Annotated in this window: 13 protein-coding genes and 1 riboswitch; of the genes, 10 read left to right on the forward strand and 3 right to left on the reverse strand. The window is 59.7% G+C overall.

What is annotated here, in order from left to right; genetic code table 11:
* The first annotated feature begins 27 nt into the window (after positions 1-27).
* The 3 genes from HWX62_RS05325 (at position 28) to HWX62_RS05335 (ending at position 2,715) form a co-directional block, all read left to right on the forward strand.
* On the forward strand, positions 28-1,380 hold the full coding sequence (locus HWX62_RS05325; protein WP_175930206.1) for an ATP-binding protein: 1,353 nt from the start codon (positions 28-30) through the stop codon (positions 1,378-1,380).
* A gap of 156 nt (positions 1,381-1,536) precedes the next feature.
* Positions 1,537-1,640: riboswitch (SAM-I-IV-variant riboswitch) on the forward strand.
* Between the two features lie 42 nt (positions 1,641-1,682).
* Positions 1,683-2,036 (forward strand): hypothetical protein, encoded by a 354-nt coding sequence (locus tag HWX62_RS05330; RefSeq protein WP_175930205.1) that lies wholly within the window; start codon positions 1,683-1,685, stop codon positions 2,034-2,036.
* 187 nt (positions 2,037-2,223) lie between these two features.
* Positions 2,224-2,715 carry a GNAT family N-acetyltransferase gene (locus HWX62_RS05335; protein WP_175930204.1) on the forward strand — a complete coding sequence of 164 codons (492 nt, stop codon included), beginning with the start codon at positions 2,224-2,226 and terminating at the stop codon, positions 2,713-2,715.
* A 653-nt stretch (positions 2,716-3,368) separates the two neighbouring features.
* Here the strand turns inward: HWX62_RS05335 and HWX62_RS05340 are convergent.
* The 3 genes from HWX62_RS05340 to HWX62_RS05350 all read right to left on the reverse strand — a co-directional run bounded on the left by HWX62_RS05340 (position 3,369) and on the right by HWX62_RS05350 (position 6,413).
* Positions 3,369-4,367 (reverse strand): hypothetical protein, encoded by a 999-nt coding sequence (locus HWX62_RS05340; RefSeq protein ID WP_175930203.1) that lies wholly within the window; start codon positions 4,365-4,367, stop codon positions 3,369-3,371.
* 112 nt (positions 4,368-4,479) lie between these two features.
* The gene (locus tag HWX62_RS05345; RefSeq protein WP_244135974.1) at positions 4,480-5,307 is read right to left on the reverse strand and encodes a Sir2 family NAD-dependent protein deacetylase; all 828 of its coding nucleotides are present in this window, start codon (positions 5,305-5,307) and stop codon (positions 4,480-4,482) included.
* A 41-nt stretch (positions 5,308-5,348) separates the two neighbouring features.
* Entirely contained in the window at positions 5,349-6,413 is a 1,065-nt protein-coding gene (locus HWX62_RS05350) for a WYL domain-containing protein (RefSeq protein ID WP_175930202.1), read from the reverse strand.
* 124 nt (positions 6,414-6,537) lie between these two features.
* Between HWX62_RS05350 and HWX62_RS05355 the strand changes: the two genes are divergently transcribed.
* The 7 genes from HWX62_RS05355 to HWX62_RS05385 all read left to right on the forward strand — a co-directional run bounded on the left by HWX62_RS05355 (position 6,538) and on the right by HWX62_RS05385 (position 17,965).
* The gene (locus tag HWX62_RS05355; protein ID WP_175930201.1) at positions 6,538-7,446 is read left to right on the forward strand and encodes a 5'-nucleotidase; all 909 of its coding nucleotides are present in this window, start codon (positions 6,538-6,540) and stop codon (positions 7,444-7,446) included.
* Between the two features lie 13 nt (positions 7,447-7,459).
* Positions 7,460-7,846, forward strand: a complete 387-nt coding sequence (locus HWX62_RS05360; RefSeq protein WP_175930200.1) for a hypothetical protein — start codon at positions 7,460-7,462, stop codon at positions 7,844-7,846.
* Positions 7,847-7,891: 45 nt separating this feature from the next.
* The gene (locus HWX62_RS33005) at positions 7,892-8,299 is read left to right on the forward strand and encodes a hypothetical protein (protein ID WP_226211346.1); all 408 of its coding nucleotides are present in this window, start codon (positions 7,892-7,894) and stop codon (positions 8,297-8,299) included.
* A gap of 752 nt (positions 8,300-9,051) precedes the next feature.
* Complete coding sequence (locus HWX62_RS05370) at positions 9,052-9,798, forward strand: Sir2 family NAD-dependent protein deacetylase (RefSeq protein WP_175930199.1); 747 nt, start codon at positions 9,052-9,054, stop codon at positions 9,796-9,798.
* A 40-nt stretch (positions 9,799-9,838) separates the two neighbouring features.
* A complete protein-coding gene (locus tag HWX62_RS05375) occupies positions 9,839-12,457 on the forward strand; it encodes a PD-(D/E)XK nuclease family protein (RefSeq protein ID WP_175930198.1) in 2,619 nt (872 codons plus the stop codon).
* Positions 12,454-15,630, forward strand: coding sequence for a UvrD-helicase domain-containing protein (locus HWX62_RS05380; protein ID WP_175930197.1), 3,177 nt, complete (start codon positions 12,454-12,456; stop codon positions 15,628-15,630). Before HWX62_RS05375 ends, HWX62_RS05380 begins: the two co-directional genes overlap by 4 nt.
* Before the next feature lie 247 nt (positions 15,631-15,877).
* Complete coding sequence (locus HWX62_RS05385; protein WP_175930196.1) at positions 15,878-17,965, forward strand: DUF262 domain-containing protein; 2,088 nt, start codon at positions 15,878-15,880, stop codon at positions 17,963-17,965.
* The last annotated feature ends 52 nt before the right edge of the window (positions 17,966-18,017 follow it).

Here is an 18,017-nt window from a genome sequence, read left to right on the forward strand (position 1 = left end):
GTTGCCGCTTCCCGGTAAAAAGACGTCATGTTCCGTCATTGGATCCTGCGCCTGTCGACACGTCTGTGGGTGACCAACGTCGTCGCGTTCGCCGTCAGCCTGGCGTTGTTGTCCGCGCTTTCCGTGTATTTTCTGGATCGATATCCCGACTTCCTGGGACGGCGCCAGCAGATGGAGAGCATCCGTCATATCGTGGCCGGGATGCATTTCGATGCGGCCGGGCGCCCGGCATCCGTGCGACTGGGCGAGCACCCGGCGGCGATGTTCCGGCTCTTGCCGGCCGACGTGAAGTATCGCGTGCTCGATGCGACGGGGAAGGTGTTGCTGGCGTCGGTGCCTTCGGGCGAGGACCGACCGTGGCTGACGGAGGACCTCGCGACGGTGGCAGGCAAGGTGCTGCCCGCGACGATCGACGGCAAGGCGTATGCGGTCGCGACGCAGCGCGCGTCGAACGGTAGCGTCGTCTATTACGTGCAGGAGGCGCAAAGCAGGCAACTCGTCGATGCGCTCGTCAGGACGCGGATCGATCCGATACCGAAGACCATCGCTTACGTGCTCGTCATTGCGACCGTCATTTTCGGACTGACGTTGCCATTGACGATCAGCCATGTGCTGAAGCCGTTGCGGGAAGTATCGCGTGCCGCGCGGGAAATCGAGCCACGCAACCTGAAAACGCGGCTGTCGCCGGCCGGGATTCCCACCGAGATCAAGCCGCTGATCGATGCGTTCAACGACGCGCTGACCCGGCTCGAGAACGGCTTCGCGGTTCAGCAGCAGTTTCTGGCCGACGCCGCGCACGAGTTGCAGACACCGCTCACGCTGGTCAGAGGGCAGATCGAGTTGCAACCGGACATCAGCCAGAAGGCGCTTTTGCTTCGCGAGATCGATCTGATGGCCCGGCAGGTCAAGCAACTGCTGCATCTGGCCGAAGTCAGCGAAGCGCAGAACTTCAGCTTCGGCGACGTGAGCGGCGCCGAGGTCACGCGAGACGTCGTGAGCTTGCTGGCCGGCAAGGCCGATGCGAAGCAGGTGACGCTGCATATCGAAGCGCGCGACGCCGCGGCGCCCATACGGGCGGACAGCGGGGCGCTCTTCATCCTGCTCAAGAACCTTCTCGAGAATGCGATCAACGCGTCGCCGCCGGGCGGTGTCGTCGTGCTGACCGTGCTCGATGCGGCGATTCATGTTGAAGACGAAGGGCCCGGTATTCGGCGGGAACATCTGCCGCTGCTGTTCGACCGATACTGGCGGGCGCCGGATTCGCGGTATGACGGTGCGGGCCTCGGGCTGGCCATCTGCAGGGAGATTGCCGACGCCCATCAATGGAACCTGACGGTCGATGTGCTGATGACGGGAACGCGGTTCAGTGTGTGGTTTTAGTCGGTGCGGCTGGTTGTTGTGACGTGGCCGGGATCTCCGCCGTACAAGGGCCGGATCGAAGGCTGCGTCCGGTCGAATCGTGGCTTTTCGGGGTGACTTGTTCGGCTTGAGGTTTTCGGTATAATGAATCCACGTTCGGAATGTCGAACGTAAGAATTCAAGCATCCAGAGTCGGGTTTCCCGACGCCAACCTGCCCTCCCGGGCAAGGTGGACGCCCTCGAGGCGATGCGGCCGATTGACGGCAACGAAACGGGAGCAGCATGGCGCGCACCGGTTCGATCACCATTCATCCGGAGCAACCATGAGCCAAGTTTCCTCCGCTTCCTGCCCGACCGTCTGTGAAGACTGGTCGCATTTTCTTCCCGGTTTTACGTTGACGCATACGGTTCATCTCGTTTCGAGACGGAATCCGGGCATCGTGTCGACCGCGGCTGCCGTGCTCGAAGGTGAAACGGCGACGGTCGACCGGTGGGCCATCACCCGCTGTGGCGACGTTCTCGAACAAAAGATCGTGCTCGGTGAAATGACGGAAGGGCAAGCTGTTCGGCTGCGTGAGCGGCTTGCCGCGCTGGACGGGGTGCTGCGAACCAGGGTGGAGCATCATTTCGTTCGGCGCGGTTCGGCGGCCGGACATGCGTCGGAGGGGAGCCATTAGACGATGCGTGCGCGTCGTCGGTGTACCGGGTGATACGTATGAAGCTGGACTCGGCCAAACCGACGGAATCAGTTCGTCTGCTTCGGTCCGGCCATGAGCGGTCAGTCAGCGAGGTAGTAGGAATTGGCGAAAGTTTTGATCCGAAGTATCGTTGTAGCGCGCTTCTCCATCATCCTGACCTCCGCCTATGTCACCATCTGTCGATGAACTTCTCGCACTTGATGTACTGACGTTACGTGAGCACACCGAGCGAGCCGGCGACGCCTTCGACGCAGACGAGCACCGGGCGAAATTGTGCAAATCCCTGGAGATCGGTGAGGTGTGCTACGTGCGCCGGGACGGCGAACTCGTGGCTTATGCAATGCTTCGGCAGGAAGCGGGAGCGTGCTGGTTCGTTGGTGCATTTGGCATGCATCCCTTGCATCGGACGTACACCGTGGTAAATGAACTGTTGGCGAAGATTGCCGCACTGGCGAGCGAACGACGGATTGGTGAGCTGCGAAGCCATGTCTATAAGACCAACCGGTTGTCTATCGCTTTCCATCGCAAGCTTGGGTTTCTGGTGACGCGTGAGAACGAAAAGGCCGTCGAATTCTCCACCACGGTGGATGAACTGGCCACGAAATCGGCGGTACGGCGTGCTGCCGCCCGGGCTGTATTCCGTTCGCAGTCGCAATGACAAGCGAGTGCCCCCGAGTACCCGAACAACTGCCGCTAAGCTTCGAGTATCAGGAGCGGACGTTGCTACTTTCATGAGGGGGCATTCGGACCATGCGACTGTCTTGCGTGGGGCAGCAGCGGTTATCGACACCACCTTCTTTCCGAGTCAGCGTCGGGTCGATCTCGGGCTTGATGAACTGACGGCCAAGCAAACTCAGACTGGATCGGTCGCTGACGGAGAGATCAGATCTTGCCTTACGCAGGTGTGCCGAGGTACATTAATTCTGGTTACGCGTCACCGCTGGTTTTGGTTACGTCCGAACTCTCTCGGCAAATCAATGGCTTGCGTGGCCGACCCGACGATGTCAAATCGTACGTATGTTTGCGTGACCGCCGTCAACATCCGAACACTCGCTTTTCTAACAGTTTCGGTTACGTACGTTGCCTGTAGGACCCGCACTGGCGCTTCCCTTATGGCCCATGTCCAATGAGCGCGCGAGCGTTATAGGTGCAGCCCGAAGTGACCGGGACGCGAGAGAATCGCGCCGACCGCAAGTACTGCCATCGTGACCGGCTAATCGTGTCGGTGCACTTGCGGCAGGCGACGAGCAACCACGTCGAGAGGCCTCATCGTGAAACGGAGGCTTCTCCTGCGGAACGCCAGACCAACTGTTAGGCAGCTTCGCTGGTACCTCTTCTTGCCCTGCGGAGCTGGTCGGTTCCTCTGCCGCTACGCGAATCACGAACCCGATAGAAATCATACCCAAGCATGAAAAGCGACGCCTCCAGCCTACGAAGCCCATCAGGTCCTGCGCACCATTCCGCACCGGCTTTATCACGTGCGTCAGAAAGAATCCAGTTGGCCCAGACGTTCACTCGGGCCCAGGATTTGGAACCGTAGCATCCGCCATACAGCTTGCTAAACTGGTGTCCGCCAGTGGACGGGTCGCGCAGCGTGCGGCCTCCATCACCGTTGGCCCACAGGAACTGGAGCTTCTCCGGAACGCCTGCAAAGTGGGACAGGGAGGCCAGGTATCGTTGCACGAGGAACCCAAGGGCGGCCCCAACGCGACCATCGTAAATAATGTGATTGGGAAGTGCCAGCGCGTAGTACTTCGTCCAGCCGGCATTCATTCGCGGCGAGTGGGTGTGGCGGCTCTCACTGCCGCCGAAAGCCTCAATGTTCGGATTGTCTCCGCTCAATGCTTCTCGCCCCATGCGCAGGACATGGGGGAGGGCTTGTTCCTGTTGCTTTGCCCAACTCATATTTGCGGCGTACGCGCGACGTTTTTCCCCAAAGCCCCACTTCATCACTTCGTGACATGCCGCTTCGGCGAGCTTGTGCGCACGCGAGCTATTCTCGCCCTCAATGGCTTCCTTGATTTTCTGGCTGACTGCGCTGAGCGCAAGCATGTTGCCCTCAAAATCCTTTCGGTTCCACCAATACATATCAAAAAGGCTTTCAAGACTTTCGGCGCGCACCACGTAGACCGAACCACCACCATTCCGGTAGTCGTGGTAGCCACCCGGGAACTTGTCTTCAAAGCCATCATAAAGTTGATTTCTGGAAAATCCGATGGAAAGCCCGAGGGACTTGCCCTGGATGACGCCGGCCAGGAAGGCGACGAAATCCTGAACGTCTTTATCTTCGAGGTAGTCAGTACGGTTCACGACAGTTCAGCTCTTGGTAGAAGTCGGTTCGAGCCAGCAATGGGGGCTCGCATTTTGCACAAAGGCCCATTCTCGTTAACGGAAAAGTCGACGGTTACTGAAGGGAAAATGCTCATGCTTGTCGGCGGAGTTCATTGTCGATTTGTTGCAGTGCGTCTCGCGCCGCGCATGCCACTCCTACTCCGACTGCAATCGGTATCGCTGATTCCCGTGGGTTGATGCGGATGACACGAGGGCCATGCCTTTCACTAAATCGCCTCACGGTCGGTATTGCTCGGCCAGCGCCCACCTCGACCACTATCCGGCGCTGGCCGCGTTTGAACCAGGATGCGAACTGGTTTTCCTGCCTTTCCGCGTGCTTCTCCACCCATTGCGAGTCTCCGAACATAAGAATGTTCGGCCTCGCGAGACCTCCGCAATGTGGACACCTCGGCATTTCGTTCTCGAGCAGACATGTCGTTTCGTTGACGACCGGCATGAAGTCGTTAGCAGACCACGTCTCATCGATGCAAGCCTCGACGCATTGAAGCCGGTGGATGGTGCCGTGGCATTCCACAATGTGCTGTTCATCGAATCCTGCCTTCTGGAACTGGCCGTCGACGTTGCTGGTGAACACGAAAGCGCCGTGCTTCATCGCCGACGCCCACCTGAGCAGAATGCCAAAGCCGGCATGAGGAACGGTCGCGCGATAAAGCGCGAGGCGGTGACCATAGAATCCCCAGCTCAGGCGCGGATTGCTCGCAAAGCCCGCGGGGTTGGCGATGTCCTCAAACGAAAATCCATAGTGGCGCAGCGCCGGGTATGCACGCCAGAAGCCTTCCGTTCCCCGGAAGTCGGGTAGCCCGGAATCCACCCCCATGCCAGCGCCTGCGGTGATGAGCAGGCCGTCCGCATCGCGAATCCACGCCGCCGCCCGTCTGATTGCAATTTCGTGTTCCACTCACTACCCCGATTACGCTGTTTAGTTTGCCGATGTGCCGCTCACGTAGTGGTGACGTAACGCTTCGCCAGTGCAGCCGCCTCGCGAGCGAATTCGTCGCGGAGTACGGCCGGTGCCAGAATCTCCACTGCAGCGCCGAGGGAACGAAGCCACCATCGTAGCTTGACGCTCGGGACCACCGTTCCTGTCACCTTTATCCGGCCATCGGGCAGCGGCGTATGTCGCTGGTCCTCCGACATGCGCCGCTCCCCAAGTCGCTTCGCCTCGGGCGGCTCTAGCGCGAGCTCCAGTACGACAGGCGGCTCCGGAAGAAAGTCGAACACCTGCTCCTTTTCAATCGTCGCCTTCAGGTTGAAATCCCGTGGGTACGCAAACGCTGTTCCGGAATCGACCGCAGAAATACAACGGTCCAGTCGATACATAATTCGAAGCCAGTTTGGCTTGCCTTCCTCGGGGCGTGGCGGGTGGTCCGGACTCTGGGCGACCATGTACATGAGGCCGGCTGATTCGACAAGTGCGAGCGGCCAGAGCCGTTTCGGCTTGATGTCTTCATCGCTTATCTCCTTGTAGGCCGGCCGATACCGAACAATGAGTTCGCGCTCGAAGAACGTCGCAGTCACAACCGTCTGGAAGACTTCTGGGTCGATGGGCGGCCGCCCCAGCAGATAGGTCGGCTCCACTGAACCAATCTTGTATACCCACGCCCGATACAGCCGGCTGTCTTCCCCGTCTTGCGAAAGACGGGTATCGGCGGCCTTGAACAGTGGCTCGATGTCCATGGTGACCGCTGCGGGCAGCTTGTCCGCCACGAAGCGCCGGAGCGCGTGGAATGCTACCGCCTCCGAGGCGCTCATCAGGTTGGCCATCTGGTTGGCACCCTGCAACCACGATTGGCGCTGCCATAGAAGCTGCTGCCCGTCCATCGTGCACAACACAAGCCTTTCGCGCTCAAGCCGAGCAAGGCGGCGTCGAACCTGCCGCGGATAGTCGACCTGGTGGCCCCGGTCGGTCAGTAGTTGGATAACCCGTGAAGTGGGCATCCACGAGTCCGATTCCCTGTCCGTAGGCAGGATTCGAAGAATCGCTTCATCAAGGCTGGAGGTCATCGGTCTGTGCGTCGTTCAACGGTGCGTGAGTCAGCTTTCTGGCTTGTCATGATTCTACGAGAGGACTGGGACACTTTTTGTCCCTTGTGCCCCTCATCATTGTCTCCAGCCACAGGAGAGACCTATGACTTCGACTACAAAAATCACCATCGCCGTTTCGGCCCGGGCGCTGTTCGACTTTGAGGCAGAAAATCAGCTGTTTCAGGAAGACGACCCATCGGCGTATTGTGCGCTTCAGGCCACGCGCCTGGACGTCCCGGCGAGCCCGGGCGTGGCCTTCCCACTGGTGCGAAAGCTCCTCGCCTTCAATAGCGGCGGGAACAACGACGTCGAGGTTGCCATCCTGTCGCGTAACGACCCGGTTACGGGGCTGCGGGTGTTCACATCGGCCCGCCATCATGGGCTGGCAATCAGCCGAGCCATTTTTACTAGCGGTGCAAAGCCCCACCGCTACCTTGCGCCGCTTGAGGCAAACCTGTTCCTTTCTGCTCATGCGCCGGACGTCAGAGAAGCGATGTCGGCAGGATTTCCCGCAGCCCGGGTCTACCCGGTTTCAGGTTTGGTTACCGCCCAGAATGACGGGGAACTGCGCATCGCGTTCGACGGAGACTCAGTCCTTTTCAGTGACGAGGCCGAGCGTGTTTTCAAAGAGCGGCAGTTGCTGGAGTTCAATGCGCACGAGGTGCGTCACGCGCGTTCGCCATTACCTGCCGGTCCGCTGAAGCCATTCCTTGCCGCCCTGTGCGCACTTCGAAGCCAGCGCCGGTCGGTCGTACAGGTGCGCGTGGCGCTGGTCACAGCCCGCAGTGCGCCGGCGCATGAGCGGGCGATTCGCACGCTGATGGCGTGGGGCGTCGCGGTCGACGAGGCTATGTTTCTCGGCGGCAAGGATAAGACGGCCTTTCTCGCGGAATTTAGGCCTGACATCTTCTTCGACGACCACGTGCGCAACTGCGAAGCAGCTTCGCAACTCGTAGCGACCGGGCACGTGCCGTATGGCATCAACAATGAATGCCGGCCGGTTCTTCATTGAGCGAGTGCCTGCGATGAACCGGGAATTCGAAGACGCTCTGATGGCGAGCTATCCGGCAATCTACCGCTCCCTGAAGCCGCGCTTTTCCGGCTGTTGCCTGTTCGAGTGCGACGATGGCTGGTATCGCATCATCGACGAGTTGTCGCGCAAGCTCGAAGTGGAATCGTGGAGGTCGCATCTGGTCGCGATTGAAGTGCGGGAGAAGCTGGGCAGTCTGCGTTTTCGTCTGCGCGGCGACATAACAGACGCCGTGAATAACTGGCTTACCGAAGCTGCAAGGTTGAGCCAGAGCACTTGCGAGCGGTGTGGTCAGCCAGGGACGCTGCGCGGGCATGAGGACGGCCAGGTAAGGACGCTCTGCCCAACCTGTGCCGCGGCGATGGGCTACGTCGTCGAATGACGTCGCCGCGACAAAACTTTCTCCCAACGACACGGATGAAATGCCATGCCGCAACTCATCGAACACATTGATGCAATCGCCCGAAAACTTCAGCGGGACGTGCTCTATCTCGAATTCATGAAAGCGCAACGTCCTCGCCGCGCGGACTACCGGGGTCTGGATAGCCGCTTGCGCATCGTGCAATGGCTCGATAGCGAAGGTATCCGGTGGCGCGAGTGCGGGCAGGTTGCCTCCGGGACAGTCGTGCGTTCGTATGCCGGGGAGATTTTCATCGACGTGCCGTTCGACGAAACAGACAGTCAGTACCGAACGGTTCAGGCATTTCTCGAGTATCCAGACGGCGCGATGCGCTTCGACGACGTCCGGTTCTATGTCGTCACGCTGCAGGACGCCATGAAGAACGTGCATCACGATGAGCCCGGATTCTGGGACCGCTGGGCCGACAACTTCTAATCAGCAAGACAACAGAGGGGGGCGTTGTGAGCACAATCTATATTCGTGACGGTTCGTCGAGGATTATTGGCCGTATCCAGACCGGCAGCCAGGGGAAACAGTTCGCCTACGTGGGCGGCAGAATGGTTGGAATCTACAATCCACAACTGGACAAGACATTCGATTCCAGGCTGCACGTGTTCGGAAACGGAAATCAGTTGATGGCTTTGGTCCGTTGCGATGAAAACGATTAACGTCGTTGAGCCAACGCGCTCTTGTGCGCTAAAGTCACAATTGGACCACCGTACTGCCATGCGAATACCTACCCGAGAAAGCTGGGCGCGAGAACGCCCCGATACATTGGCGTTTTGCAAAGGGTACCTGCCAATAACACCGCGGAGGTTCTACAAATACACTTGGCAGATATGGACACCCGACTGCGAGCTTGAGAGCCGCGAGTTCTTGCATTATGCGCCGCGCATGTCGACCGCTGAATTTATTGCTCGCTACGAGGAGATGTCGAACGCCGGGCTGCCAGGATGGATATATCGTCACGACCGCCCGCTAGAAGGTCCCGGGACGCCTTTCGATAGAAACCACCCGAAATGGAAAGCCGTGGAATTCGCTCCGTCATGGGATGACGACCCGGCCCCCATCTGGAACGGACACAAGTGAAATCGGGGCGTAGACGCCGGGGCTCGGCAACGGGCACCGATACTTGGCCTCAGTACGTTCGAAAAAGAATCGATGCATTCCCCGTCGGAGGATGAACGGTGTCATCTGCACAGCACTTCACTGGTCCGCGCCTGTATGTGTTTTCAGGAGCAGGGCTGTCCGCCGAGAGCGGCATTCCAACATTCCGTACCGGCGGCGGTATCTGGAGTCGGGAGAGCATCGACGAGGTTTGCAACTTTCTAACCTGGCGCCGTAACCGGGAAGCGGTATTCCGCTTTTACAACCAGAGAATCGCCGAGAAACGGGACGCGCGACCGAACGATGCACATCGGATTCTCGCTGCCTGGCAGAGCCTGTGGGGACCTGAGCGGGTTCGACTTATCACACAGAACATCGACGATTTGCTCGAGCAGGCAGGCGCGCAGCAGGTCACCCACCTTCACGGTGACATGCATTCAATGCTTTGCACGTCGTGCGACCTCCGCTTCCCTAAGAGCGGTGAAGAGTATCGCCTCGATACCGCCTGCCCTCGATGCGGGACAGCAGAAACGGTCAAACCAGGTGTGGTGTTCTTCCAGGAAGCGGCACCGGAATACGTGAAGCTGCATCGCATGCAACTTGAGATGACTGGCAATGATGTATTCATCGCGATTGGGACCGCGTTTCAGGTCGTTTCGCCGGAAGCGATGCTGCCACGCGAGCGATGGCGCCGGCACGAGAGGAGCTTTTTGGTGGACCCAGAACCGCATCGAGCGGAGTTTTTCGGATGCGTGGAACAAGAATCTGCGACGGTGGGTTTGCGCAACCTCGAAAGTCGAGTTCATGCGTTGATGACCACGCGATGATACGCATTGCCTTCAAGACCTGCCTTACTCGAGACTACTCATGCATGTCACTCTTGGACTGAAACTCGACAGCCGACTGGGGCCTTGCAATCATGACACCCTGGACCAGCCTGTCGTCGGCCCCCTGGGCCTGCTCGGGCTTCTTGAAACCTGGCTTGGGCTGAGCCGCCCGGAGGTAAGCACGGCGCAGCGCGTCACGAGCTATCTCGGCAATTTGCGCAAGCAAGCGGTGCCGAGCCGGTTCTACAGTCATTCGCTTCAGGCGGATAGCGTCGGCACCAGCGCCAAACTTCTTTCCTGGCGCGACGATTGGCGCCTCGGAGGTTGGGACGGCACAGCACCCGCAGGCAGTCCGCGAAGGTTGGTGGAGATGGCGGAGGTCGAGCAGATTGCTAATGGCAACATTCCACCCGGACAAGCGGAGCGCCTCGCTGCGGTCCTTGTAGCGCTCGAAACCGGGCGGACGCCAATCGAATCCGTGCGGCTTGTCGACCCGCTGGACAGCTTCCCGCGCGCCTGGCGCGGAGTTCTCGCCCGCCTGCCTGAAGTCAGGGCTTGGGAGCCGGAGCCTCAAGGTGAAGGATTGCTTCGTGAACTTCAGAAAAGTGCACTCGAGGCAGTTACGAGGGGGGAGCTTCGTCCCCTCGTCAACCCGATTGCCGACGGCAGTATCGTGTTTGTTCAGTCATCGACCCGAGAGGCTGCTGAGCATTGGCTCAGTGCATATTGCCGCCAAACGCCAGCAGACCGGCTTCTGGTGTGCGAGTCAGACGGTGATTCGGTCGACGCAACGATGATGGCGACGGGTGGCGCCAGCAGTGGCTTTCGCCGCGTCAGCAGCCTGCGTCCTGCCTTACAGGCCCTTGGCCTGGCACTTGAAATGTGCTGGGCCCCGGTTGATGTCGGACGCCTCGTCGAGTTTCTTTCTCATCCCATTGGCCCTTTCCCGCGGAAGGCACGCGTTCGGCTCGCGAAGGCTGTCGCGGAGCAACCGGGTATCGGAGGCGGTGCATGGGAATCAGCGAAGCAGGAAATCCACGGCACCGAAAACGGCGAAGCCATACTTGAGGACATCGCTTTCTGGCTTGAGGGCGAGCGCTGGAATCGCGATGCCGGCGCACCCGTCGATGCGCTTCTGGCGCGGGTCGAGAAGCTGGCCGATGCCCTGCGCAAAAGGCTCGCGGACGATGGTCTGTTGAACTCGACGCTCGGCGCGGCGATAGAGCAGTGCTCGGCAGTTCGGGACGGTCTGCTTGAATTGAAAAGCCAGGGCGCGCCCGCCATCGCACCGCGCATGGTTGAACAGCTTCTTGAGCACGCAACGCCAATGAGTGCCGGAAACCCTTTTGCGCCGGCGCAGGTAGGCTGCCTTCGGGCCGAGTCGGACGCCGCGGCCTGCATCGATTCTGCCGACGAGGTCATCTGGTGGATGCCATCGACGCCGCAGTTGCCGCTACCGCTTGAATGGACGAAGTCGGAAGTCGCGATACTCCGGGACCTCGGCGTGGAGGTGCGCGACCCGCAGAGCGAACTGGAGCTATTGTCCCGGCAGTGGCTGCGCCCACTGCTCGTCGCGAGGCGCCGGTTTATTATGGTTTTGCCGCCGCCTGGCGCGGAGGAGCATCCTGTTCGGCAACTGCTGCTGAAACTTTGGCCAGACCTGAAGGAGCACCGCGTCAACCTTGATGCGCAGGTTTCGAACGGGTTTGTTGGGACGCTCGCGGAGAACGTCACGCGCACGGCGTTGCCTCCAGCGCCTCAGTCGCTCGAACTCTGTGAGCCGATTACAGTACCGACGACGGACCAGTCATACACGTCCATGTCGGAGCTATTCAACGCGCCCGCACTCTACGCGTTCAAGCGCATCGCACGCATGCGCCCGGCCTCGATACTTGAGGCACGGGATGGCAACAATCTCCTGGGCACGCTCGCGCATCGTGTTTTCGAGAAGCTATTTCAGCAGGCGGACAGCCTGAGCTGGAGCGACGAGCAGGCGGTTGCATGGTTCCGGGACAACGTTGATTCCCTCCTTCGGACTGAGGGTGCCATCTTGCTGATGCACGGTGCCGGGGTCAGTCTGCAACGATTCAGGAGCGTATGCGAGCATGCAATCCGTTCGATGATGCGCCATCTGCGCGCCGCGAAGGCTACCCGTGTCCATACCGAGCTGCCTGTCACGGGTAAGCTCGGCGACGTGTCGCTTATCGGCAAAATCGACCTCGTCGTCGAACTGGCTGGTGGCCCAGCTGTAGCACTGGATATGAAATGGCGCGGCGACAAGCATTACGCGGACGCACTGCACGACGGGCAGCATCTCCAGCTAGCACTCTATTCGTCGCTGTACCAGCAGCAAGCCGGCGTCGCGCCGGCGGCGCTGGGTTATTTCATTCTGGAGACTGGCGCGATGTACGTCAGTGCCCCCGACGTCATCCCGACTGCACAGGTTCGGACACCACCTCCGACTGCAACCGCAGGTCTCATTGAGCAGGCCAGGGCAAGTTGGTCCTGGCGCGCCAATCAATGGGCTGAAGGCCACATCGATGTCGTTCCAGTTGGCGGCGGGGAAGATTTCAACGGACCTGAGGGCACACTGCCGGTGAACGGGCCGAATGCGTGGGATAAGGACTATATGGTACTGCTCGGGGGATGGGAGCAATGAACAACATCGAATTCATCAGCGCAGGTGCGGGCAGTGGTAAAACCTACAAGCTCACGGAGACGCTCGCCGAGGCACTCGAGTCAGGCGAAGCACGGCCGCACGCCGTCCTCGCGACAACCTTCACGGTCAAAGCTGCAACGGAGCTGCGCGAGCGCGCGCGCGCATGGCTCTTGAACAAAGGCGCAATCGGGCTCGCTACTGCTATCGGCCAGGCAAGGCTCGGAACAGTCAATAGCGTATGCGGCCAGTTGCTGAAGCGCTTCTGCTTCGAGATAGGTCTATCCCCGGACCAGACCGTCTTGAGTGAAGGTCAGGCCAAGCGCCTGCTGGCGACGTCACTAGCAGAGACGCTCGACGACGCCGGGCGGGAAAAGCTGGTAATGCTCACCACCAGGTTTGGCATCGACCATGCGGAATGGTCAGCGCAGATTGAGGATGTAGTGAACGCCGCTCGGAATAACGATATTTCGGCGGACGAGTTGCGAAAAATGGGCCATCGGAATGCCGACCTGATGCTGGCGAATTGGCCCACTCCCTCCGTAAGCAGCGACCCAACGGGAGAACTCGTTGTCGCCTTGACGAAGGCACTGACGGACGTATCGTTGCATATTGCAACGGCTGAGGCCGCGGGCGGGAATGTCGCGCAGAACCTTCGGAATGGTCACAAGGAGCTGGAGCGCCTCGAGCGGTGCTTTCGGGAGGGGCGTTGGAGCTGGCCAGACTGGATTGCGGCTTGCACGCTGAACGCCGGTGCCGTAGTGCGCGCGGCTATCACCCCTGTTTCGGAAGCCGCACAGGCGCACGAATCGCATCCTGGATTCCATGCGGATGTGCGCTCCTATCTAGAACTGGTGTTCGAACTGGCCGCCATGACGCTCGACACCTATGCCGAAGCCAAGCGTGCGATGGGTGCGGCTGACTTTGGCGACCAGGAAGTTCTGCTGCTTGAGGTTATCCGCAAGAACGAGGATGTTCGCCAAGCGTTGGCCGATGAGCTCGACCTTGTGATGGTCGACGAATTCCAGGACACCAGCCCGCTACAGCTCGCGCTTTTCGTGGAACTCGCCAAACTGGCCAAGCGCTCTGTCTGGGTTGGAGACCCGAAGCAGGCCATTTACGGATTCCGGGGCACCGATGCCCGGCTCATTGCAGGCATTCTCGCGGCTGTTGAGGGTTGGGGCGGGAAGCTGGGCGCTCCGCTGACTACCTCCCGACGCTCAACGCCGTCGCTGGTCTCTCTCACAAATGCGGTATTTGGCTCTGCGTTCCTTCCGGAACTGCAGCCGGAACAGGTGCACCTGCAACCATCGAGGAATGACATTGCAGGGCAACCGGCGTTATTCCACTGGAACTTCGAAAGCAAAAACAACGAGTCCGACTACCTCGCGTTGGGGCAGGCAGTCAGCGAACTGCTTCAATCGGAGTTGAAGGTCGTTGACCGGCACACCCAGCAGGAACGCCCTGTTCGACCGGGTGATATAGCGGTCCTTTGCCGCAAGAACGACCAGGTTGAACTTGCGGTAACTTCACTGACGCAATGGGGCGTACCGTCCGCGAGTCCGAGAGCCGGACTTCTTGGTACGCCCGAAGCTATTTTTGTTCTTGCGTGTCTTCGACGCTTGCTCGACGCAGGGGACACGGTCGCGTCCGCGCTTATTTTGTCCCTCGCTGATGGCATTCCTGCGCAGGAGTGGCTCGGGGACCGGCTCGAGTACCTCTCCCGGGAAGATGCAAGCCCTTCGCGGTGGAAAGCTGAGGGGGACGATGCGCATCCGCTACTTGCCCGTCTGGAGAAGTTGCGAGCAAGCCTCGCTGCTCTTACCCCGCGGGAGGCGCTGCGACTCGCCAAAGCCGAGTCACACGTTGCCCATGTTGCAAGCCAATGGTCGAGTTCTCCCCAACAAGCGAGGACTCGAATCGCCAACGTGGAAGCCTTGATGGACCTCGGCACCGCTTATGAGGACGAGTGCATCGCCGCCAGACGTCCGGCAACCGTTAGCGGGCTGCTGCTTTGGCTTGGCACACTTGCTGACGACCTGGCCGACGACCGTGCCGCGACCGCCGACGATGCCGTCAGCGTGATGACACACCATGGAGCAAAGGGGCTTGAGTGGCCGGTCGTCATTCTGACGTCCCTCGGAACGGCAGCGAGAAGTGCGCTGTGGGGCGTTCGTGCGCGTACCGACGGCGAGTTCAATCCCGAGCGCCCACTTGAAAATCGCTTCGTGCACTTCTGGCCGAGGTCATGGGGCAAGCGGACTCAGTCGCAGTCAGCCACCAATGCTGAGCAAAGCGCTATCGGCCAGAGGATGGCGGTGGATGCGCTTGCCGAGAACAAGCGGTTGCTCTATGTCAGCATGACACGTGCACGCGACGTAAGCGTTGTTGTGACTTGCCAGCGGAGTCGGAGCATCAACAGAGACTGGGTGGATGAGGTCGAGGCAGGTGACCTGCTGTTCGGCGATACAGGTCCAGTCGTGCTGCCAGATGCGCGGACTCTTCTCCGAAAAGCTGGAGTCTGGAAAGTCACCGAAATGGGCGCGCCACCAGCACCGCACGAATCGACATGTAGCTGGTACGTGGCGGCGCGCGTTAGCGATGCTCCGCCTCTCTGGTATCGACCGAGCGATGCCGAAGGTGGTCTATACCAAGTCGTGACATCAGAGCCGGTCGGCGTACGCATCGCAATCACCGCCAGCGTCGAAATGGACGTACTCGGAAACGCGATGCACCTCTGTATCGCACGCGCTGGTGTAACAGGAAGTGTGCAAGACGCTGATGTCGAGCGAATCCTCAGTATCTGGGGAGTGGCGCACGCAGTCGACAAGACCGCTGTCATCGCCCAGCTACAAGCGTTCTTCGAGTGGCAGCAACAGCACTGGCCGGGGAGCACGATTCGCGTCGAGGTGCCTGTCGAGGCCAATCGCCCGGATGGAACGCGACTGCGAGGTCGTATCGATATGCTGCTGGATACGCCTGACGGATGGGTCCTCATAGACCACAAGTCGAATCCCGGTGGCACTAGGCATGATGACGCACTCGCGCGGGAGCACGGCCCACAGCTATCCGCGTATGCTCATGCCATCGAGCAATGCACGGGGAGAGCCGTCAAGGAGCGATGGCTTTACTTGCCGGTTTCCGGTCGTGCTTTGCAGTTACAATCGGCTGCGTAGTGCTGCCACGTCGTTCTCGGTTGAGCTCCATGAATATCTTGTGGCGAGCTATCCTACGGCTTAGGCGAACAGTAAAACTTCAATCAGGGATGGCGCCGGCGCGGCAACCCGTTGCGCTGGCACACATCATTTAGACATCGTTTGGCACCTAACCGTTCGGTCTAGGTGCAAGCTATGATTGAAAAGGTTGCAGCTTTCATAATAACCGGCACTAGAGAACGGACACGTCACGACTTCGGGGTAACAATTGGCATTTTCGTCTGCGGAACTACAAAGACTCGGTGACCTGCTAGCGGGTTATCACTTCCACATCCCGGACTACCAGCGCGGTTTCGCTTGGGGCGAAGCGCAGCTGGAAGCCTTGTGGAACGACCTTCACGTCACCGTGTCCTCCCAAGCCAAAGAACACTTCACCGGCGTTGTACTGCTGCGCCAGCTGAATGAAGACAACGCGACGCTGCAGTCGGTGGAGCTAATTGACGGCCAGCAGCGAGTCATTAGCGCTATGACGCTTGCCAGTGCGCTCGCCCGACGCGCAAGCGCATCGGAGGGCGAGAGCCAACGCGCTGCGAGGCATGATTTCAAAGTAAGCTTTCTTGACAACGCCGAATTGCAGACCTACTTCAATTTCTGGACGTTGAATGACGAAAATGCGGCCGCCCGTGTCGGCCCCGACTGCTCCAGTTACGCCGCCAACCTCAAGAATGCCGCGCAATATTTCAGAAAGCGCGCCGCTGAACTACCGGATGCCTTTCACGCGCGCCAGTATCTGGATGTCCTGCTCGACCGATTCCGGTTGTTCGTGCTCGATGCGCACCCGGATTTCGACATTCACGTTGCATTTGAGACGCTGAATAACCGCGGCAAGAAGCTTTCAACGCTCGAATTACTAAAAAACCGGCTGATTTACCTGACCAACGTGTTGCCCTCCCGGGACGCCGAGGTCGACGTCAGCACCGACGAGCCACATCTGAACGGCAGAGCGCTACGCGAACAGGTTCATCTCGCCTGGAAAGGCATCTATACGTCCCTTGGCCGCAGTCCGGCCACACAGAACCACGACGACGAATTTCTCCGCGCGCACGCAGTTGCCTATTTCGGCGAAGTCAAGGACGCAGACTGGCTCGATAATGTCTTGCTGAATGAGACCTTTACGGCGAAGAACAAGTCGTTGGCGCTCGAAGACGTGTCCGCATATATCCGCAATCTCGAACAAGCAGCGGTTTGGTGGTCTCACGTGCACGAGACCAAACTGATGCCCACAACGCATCAGTTACACCTGGAGCGTATTGCACGCATTGGCCACGCCTATTTCAAGCCGCTCCTCCTGGCCGCCTACATGCGGGCCACTGCGCTCAACTCTGAGGCGCTTGGGGAGCCTCGCGCATACGAAGCGGACATTAAGCCTGTCGCAGGGCTTCTCGAGCAGGTCGAGCGCTTTATCGTACTGGTGCTCAACTTGTCGGGGCGAGCGAGTCACCTCGGTCGGTCGCATATGAACCGGATGGCGCACTCACTCCTGCGCCCAGACTCGTTCGACTGCCCTTGGAAGGATAAGGGCTTGCCTACGATGCCTGCAGACGACGCCATCGCGTTTGCGAAGAGCTATGTGAAGGCCTATATCGATAACGAGGAGGTTGGCGACTCCTGGTCTGACCCGCGCTTTGAGTGGGTGGGCGCGTATTCCGCTGCTGATGTACAGCGGCAGGTAGCGGCCCGACTCAGGGAGGGCACCGGTTACTACAGGTGGCCATTTGCCCGGCTCCTCCTGCTCGAATACGAAGAGGCCCGGCGTGAGGCGGGCAACAAACCCATTGCGCTTGAATGGCCGTGGGACGAATTCAGTTTCGATAAGACGGTAGAGCACATCTTCCCGCAGACGCCTGACGAGGACGGTTACTGGGATAGAGCCATCCCCATCGATGGCCGCGCCAAAGCCCTGAGAAAGGCCGTGGTCCACTCACTCGGTAACCTGATGCTTCTGTCGAACAAGGTGAATTCGAGCGTCTCAAACCTGCCATTCCGGGCAAAAGGCGGTACTAACAGCAAGCTTATGTCCTACGAGGTCGGCAGCCACTCGGAAACCCAGGTGGCACAAGTTTTTCGCGGGCGTGACTGGACTGTTGCGTGTATTGCTGCCCGCGGCATCGCCATGCTCAAGTTTGCGGAGGAGCGCTGGTCATTCAGATTGACCGAGGCGCCAGACAACTACAGCACATATCTCCCGTACCTGTTTGGGGACAAAGCTGACGCAGTTTACGCAGGGGAGGCAAGCAATGGCCGGCAGGTTGACGGTCGTGCCCTCAACGCGCTGGTGGACGCTTTGCTTGGGTAAACGGCTTGCGCGGACTCAGCTTGAACCAGCATAGGCGGGCCAACCAATAATT

Origin of the sequence: Burkholderia sp. BCC0506, from assembly GCF_902833145.1 — a bacterium.
In the GTDB taxonomy this organism is placed as follows: Bacteria; Pseudomonadota; Gammaproteobacteria; order Burkholderiales; family Burkholderiaceae; genus Burkholderia.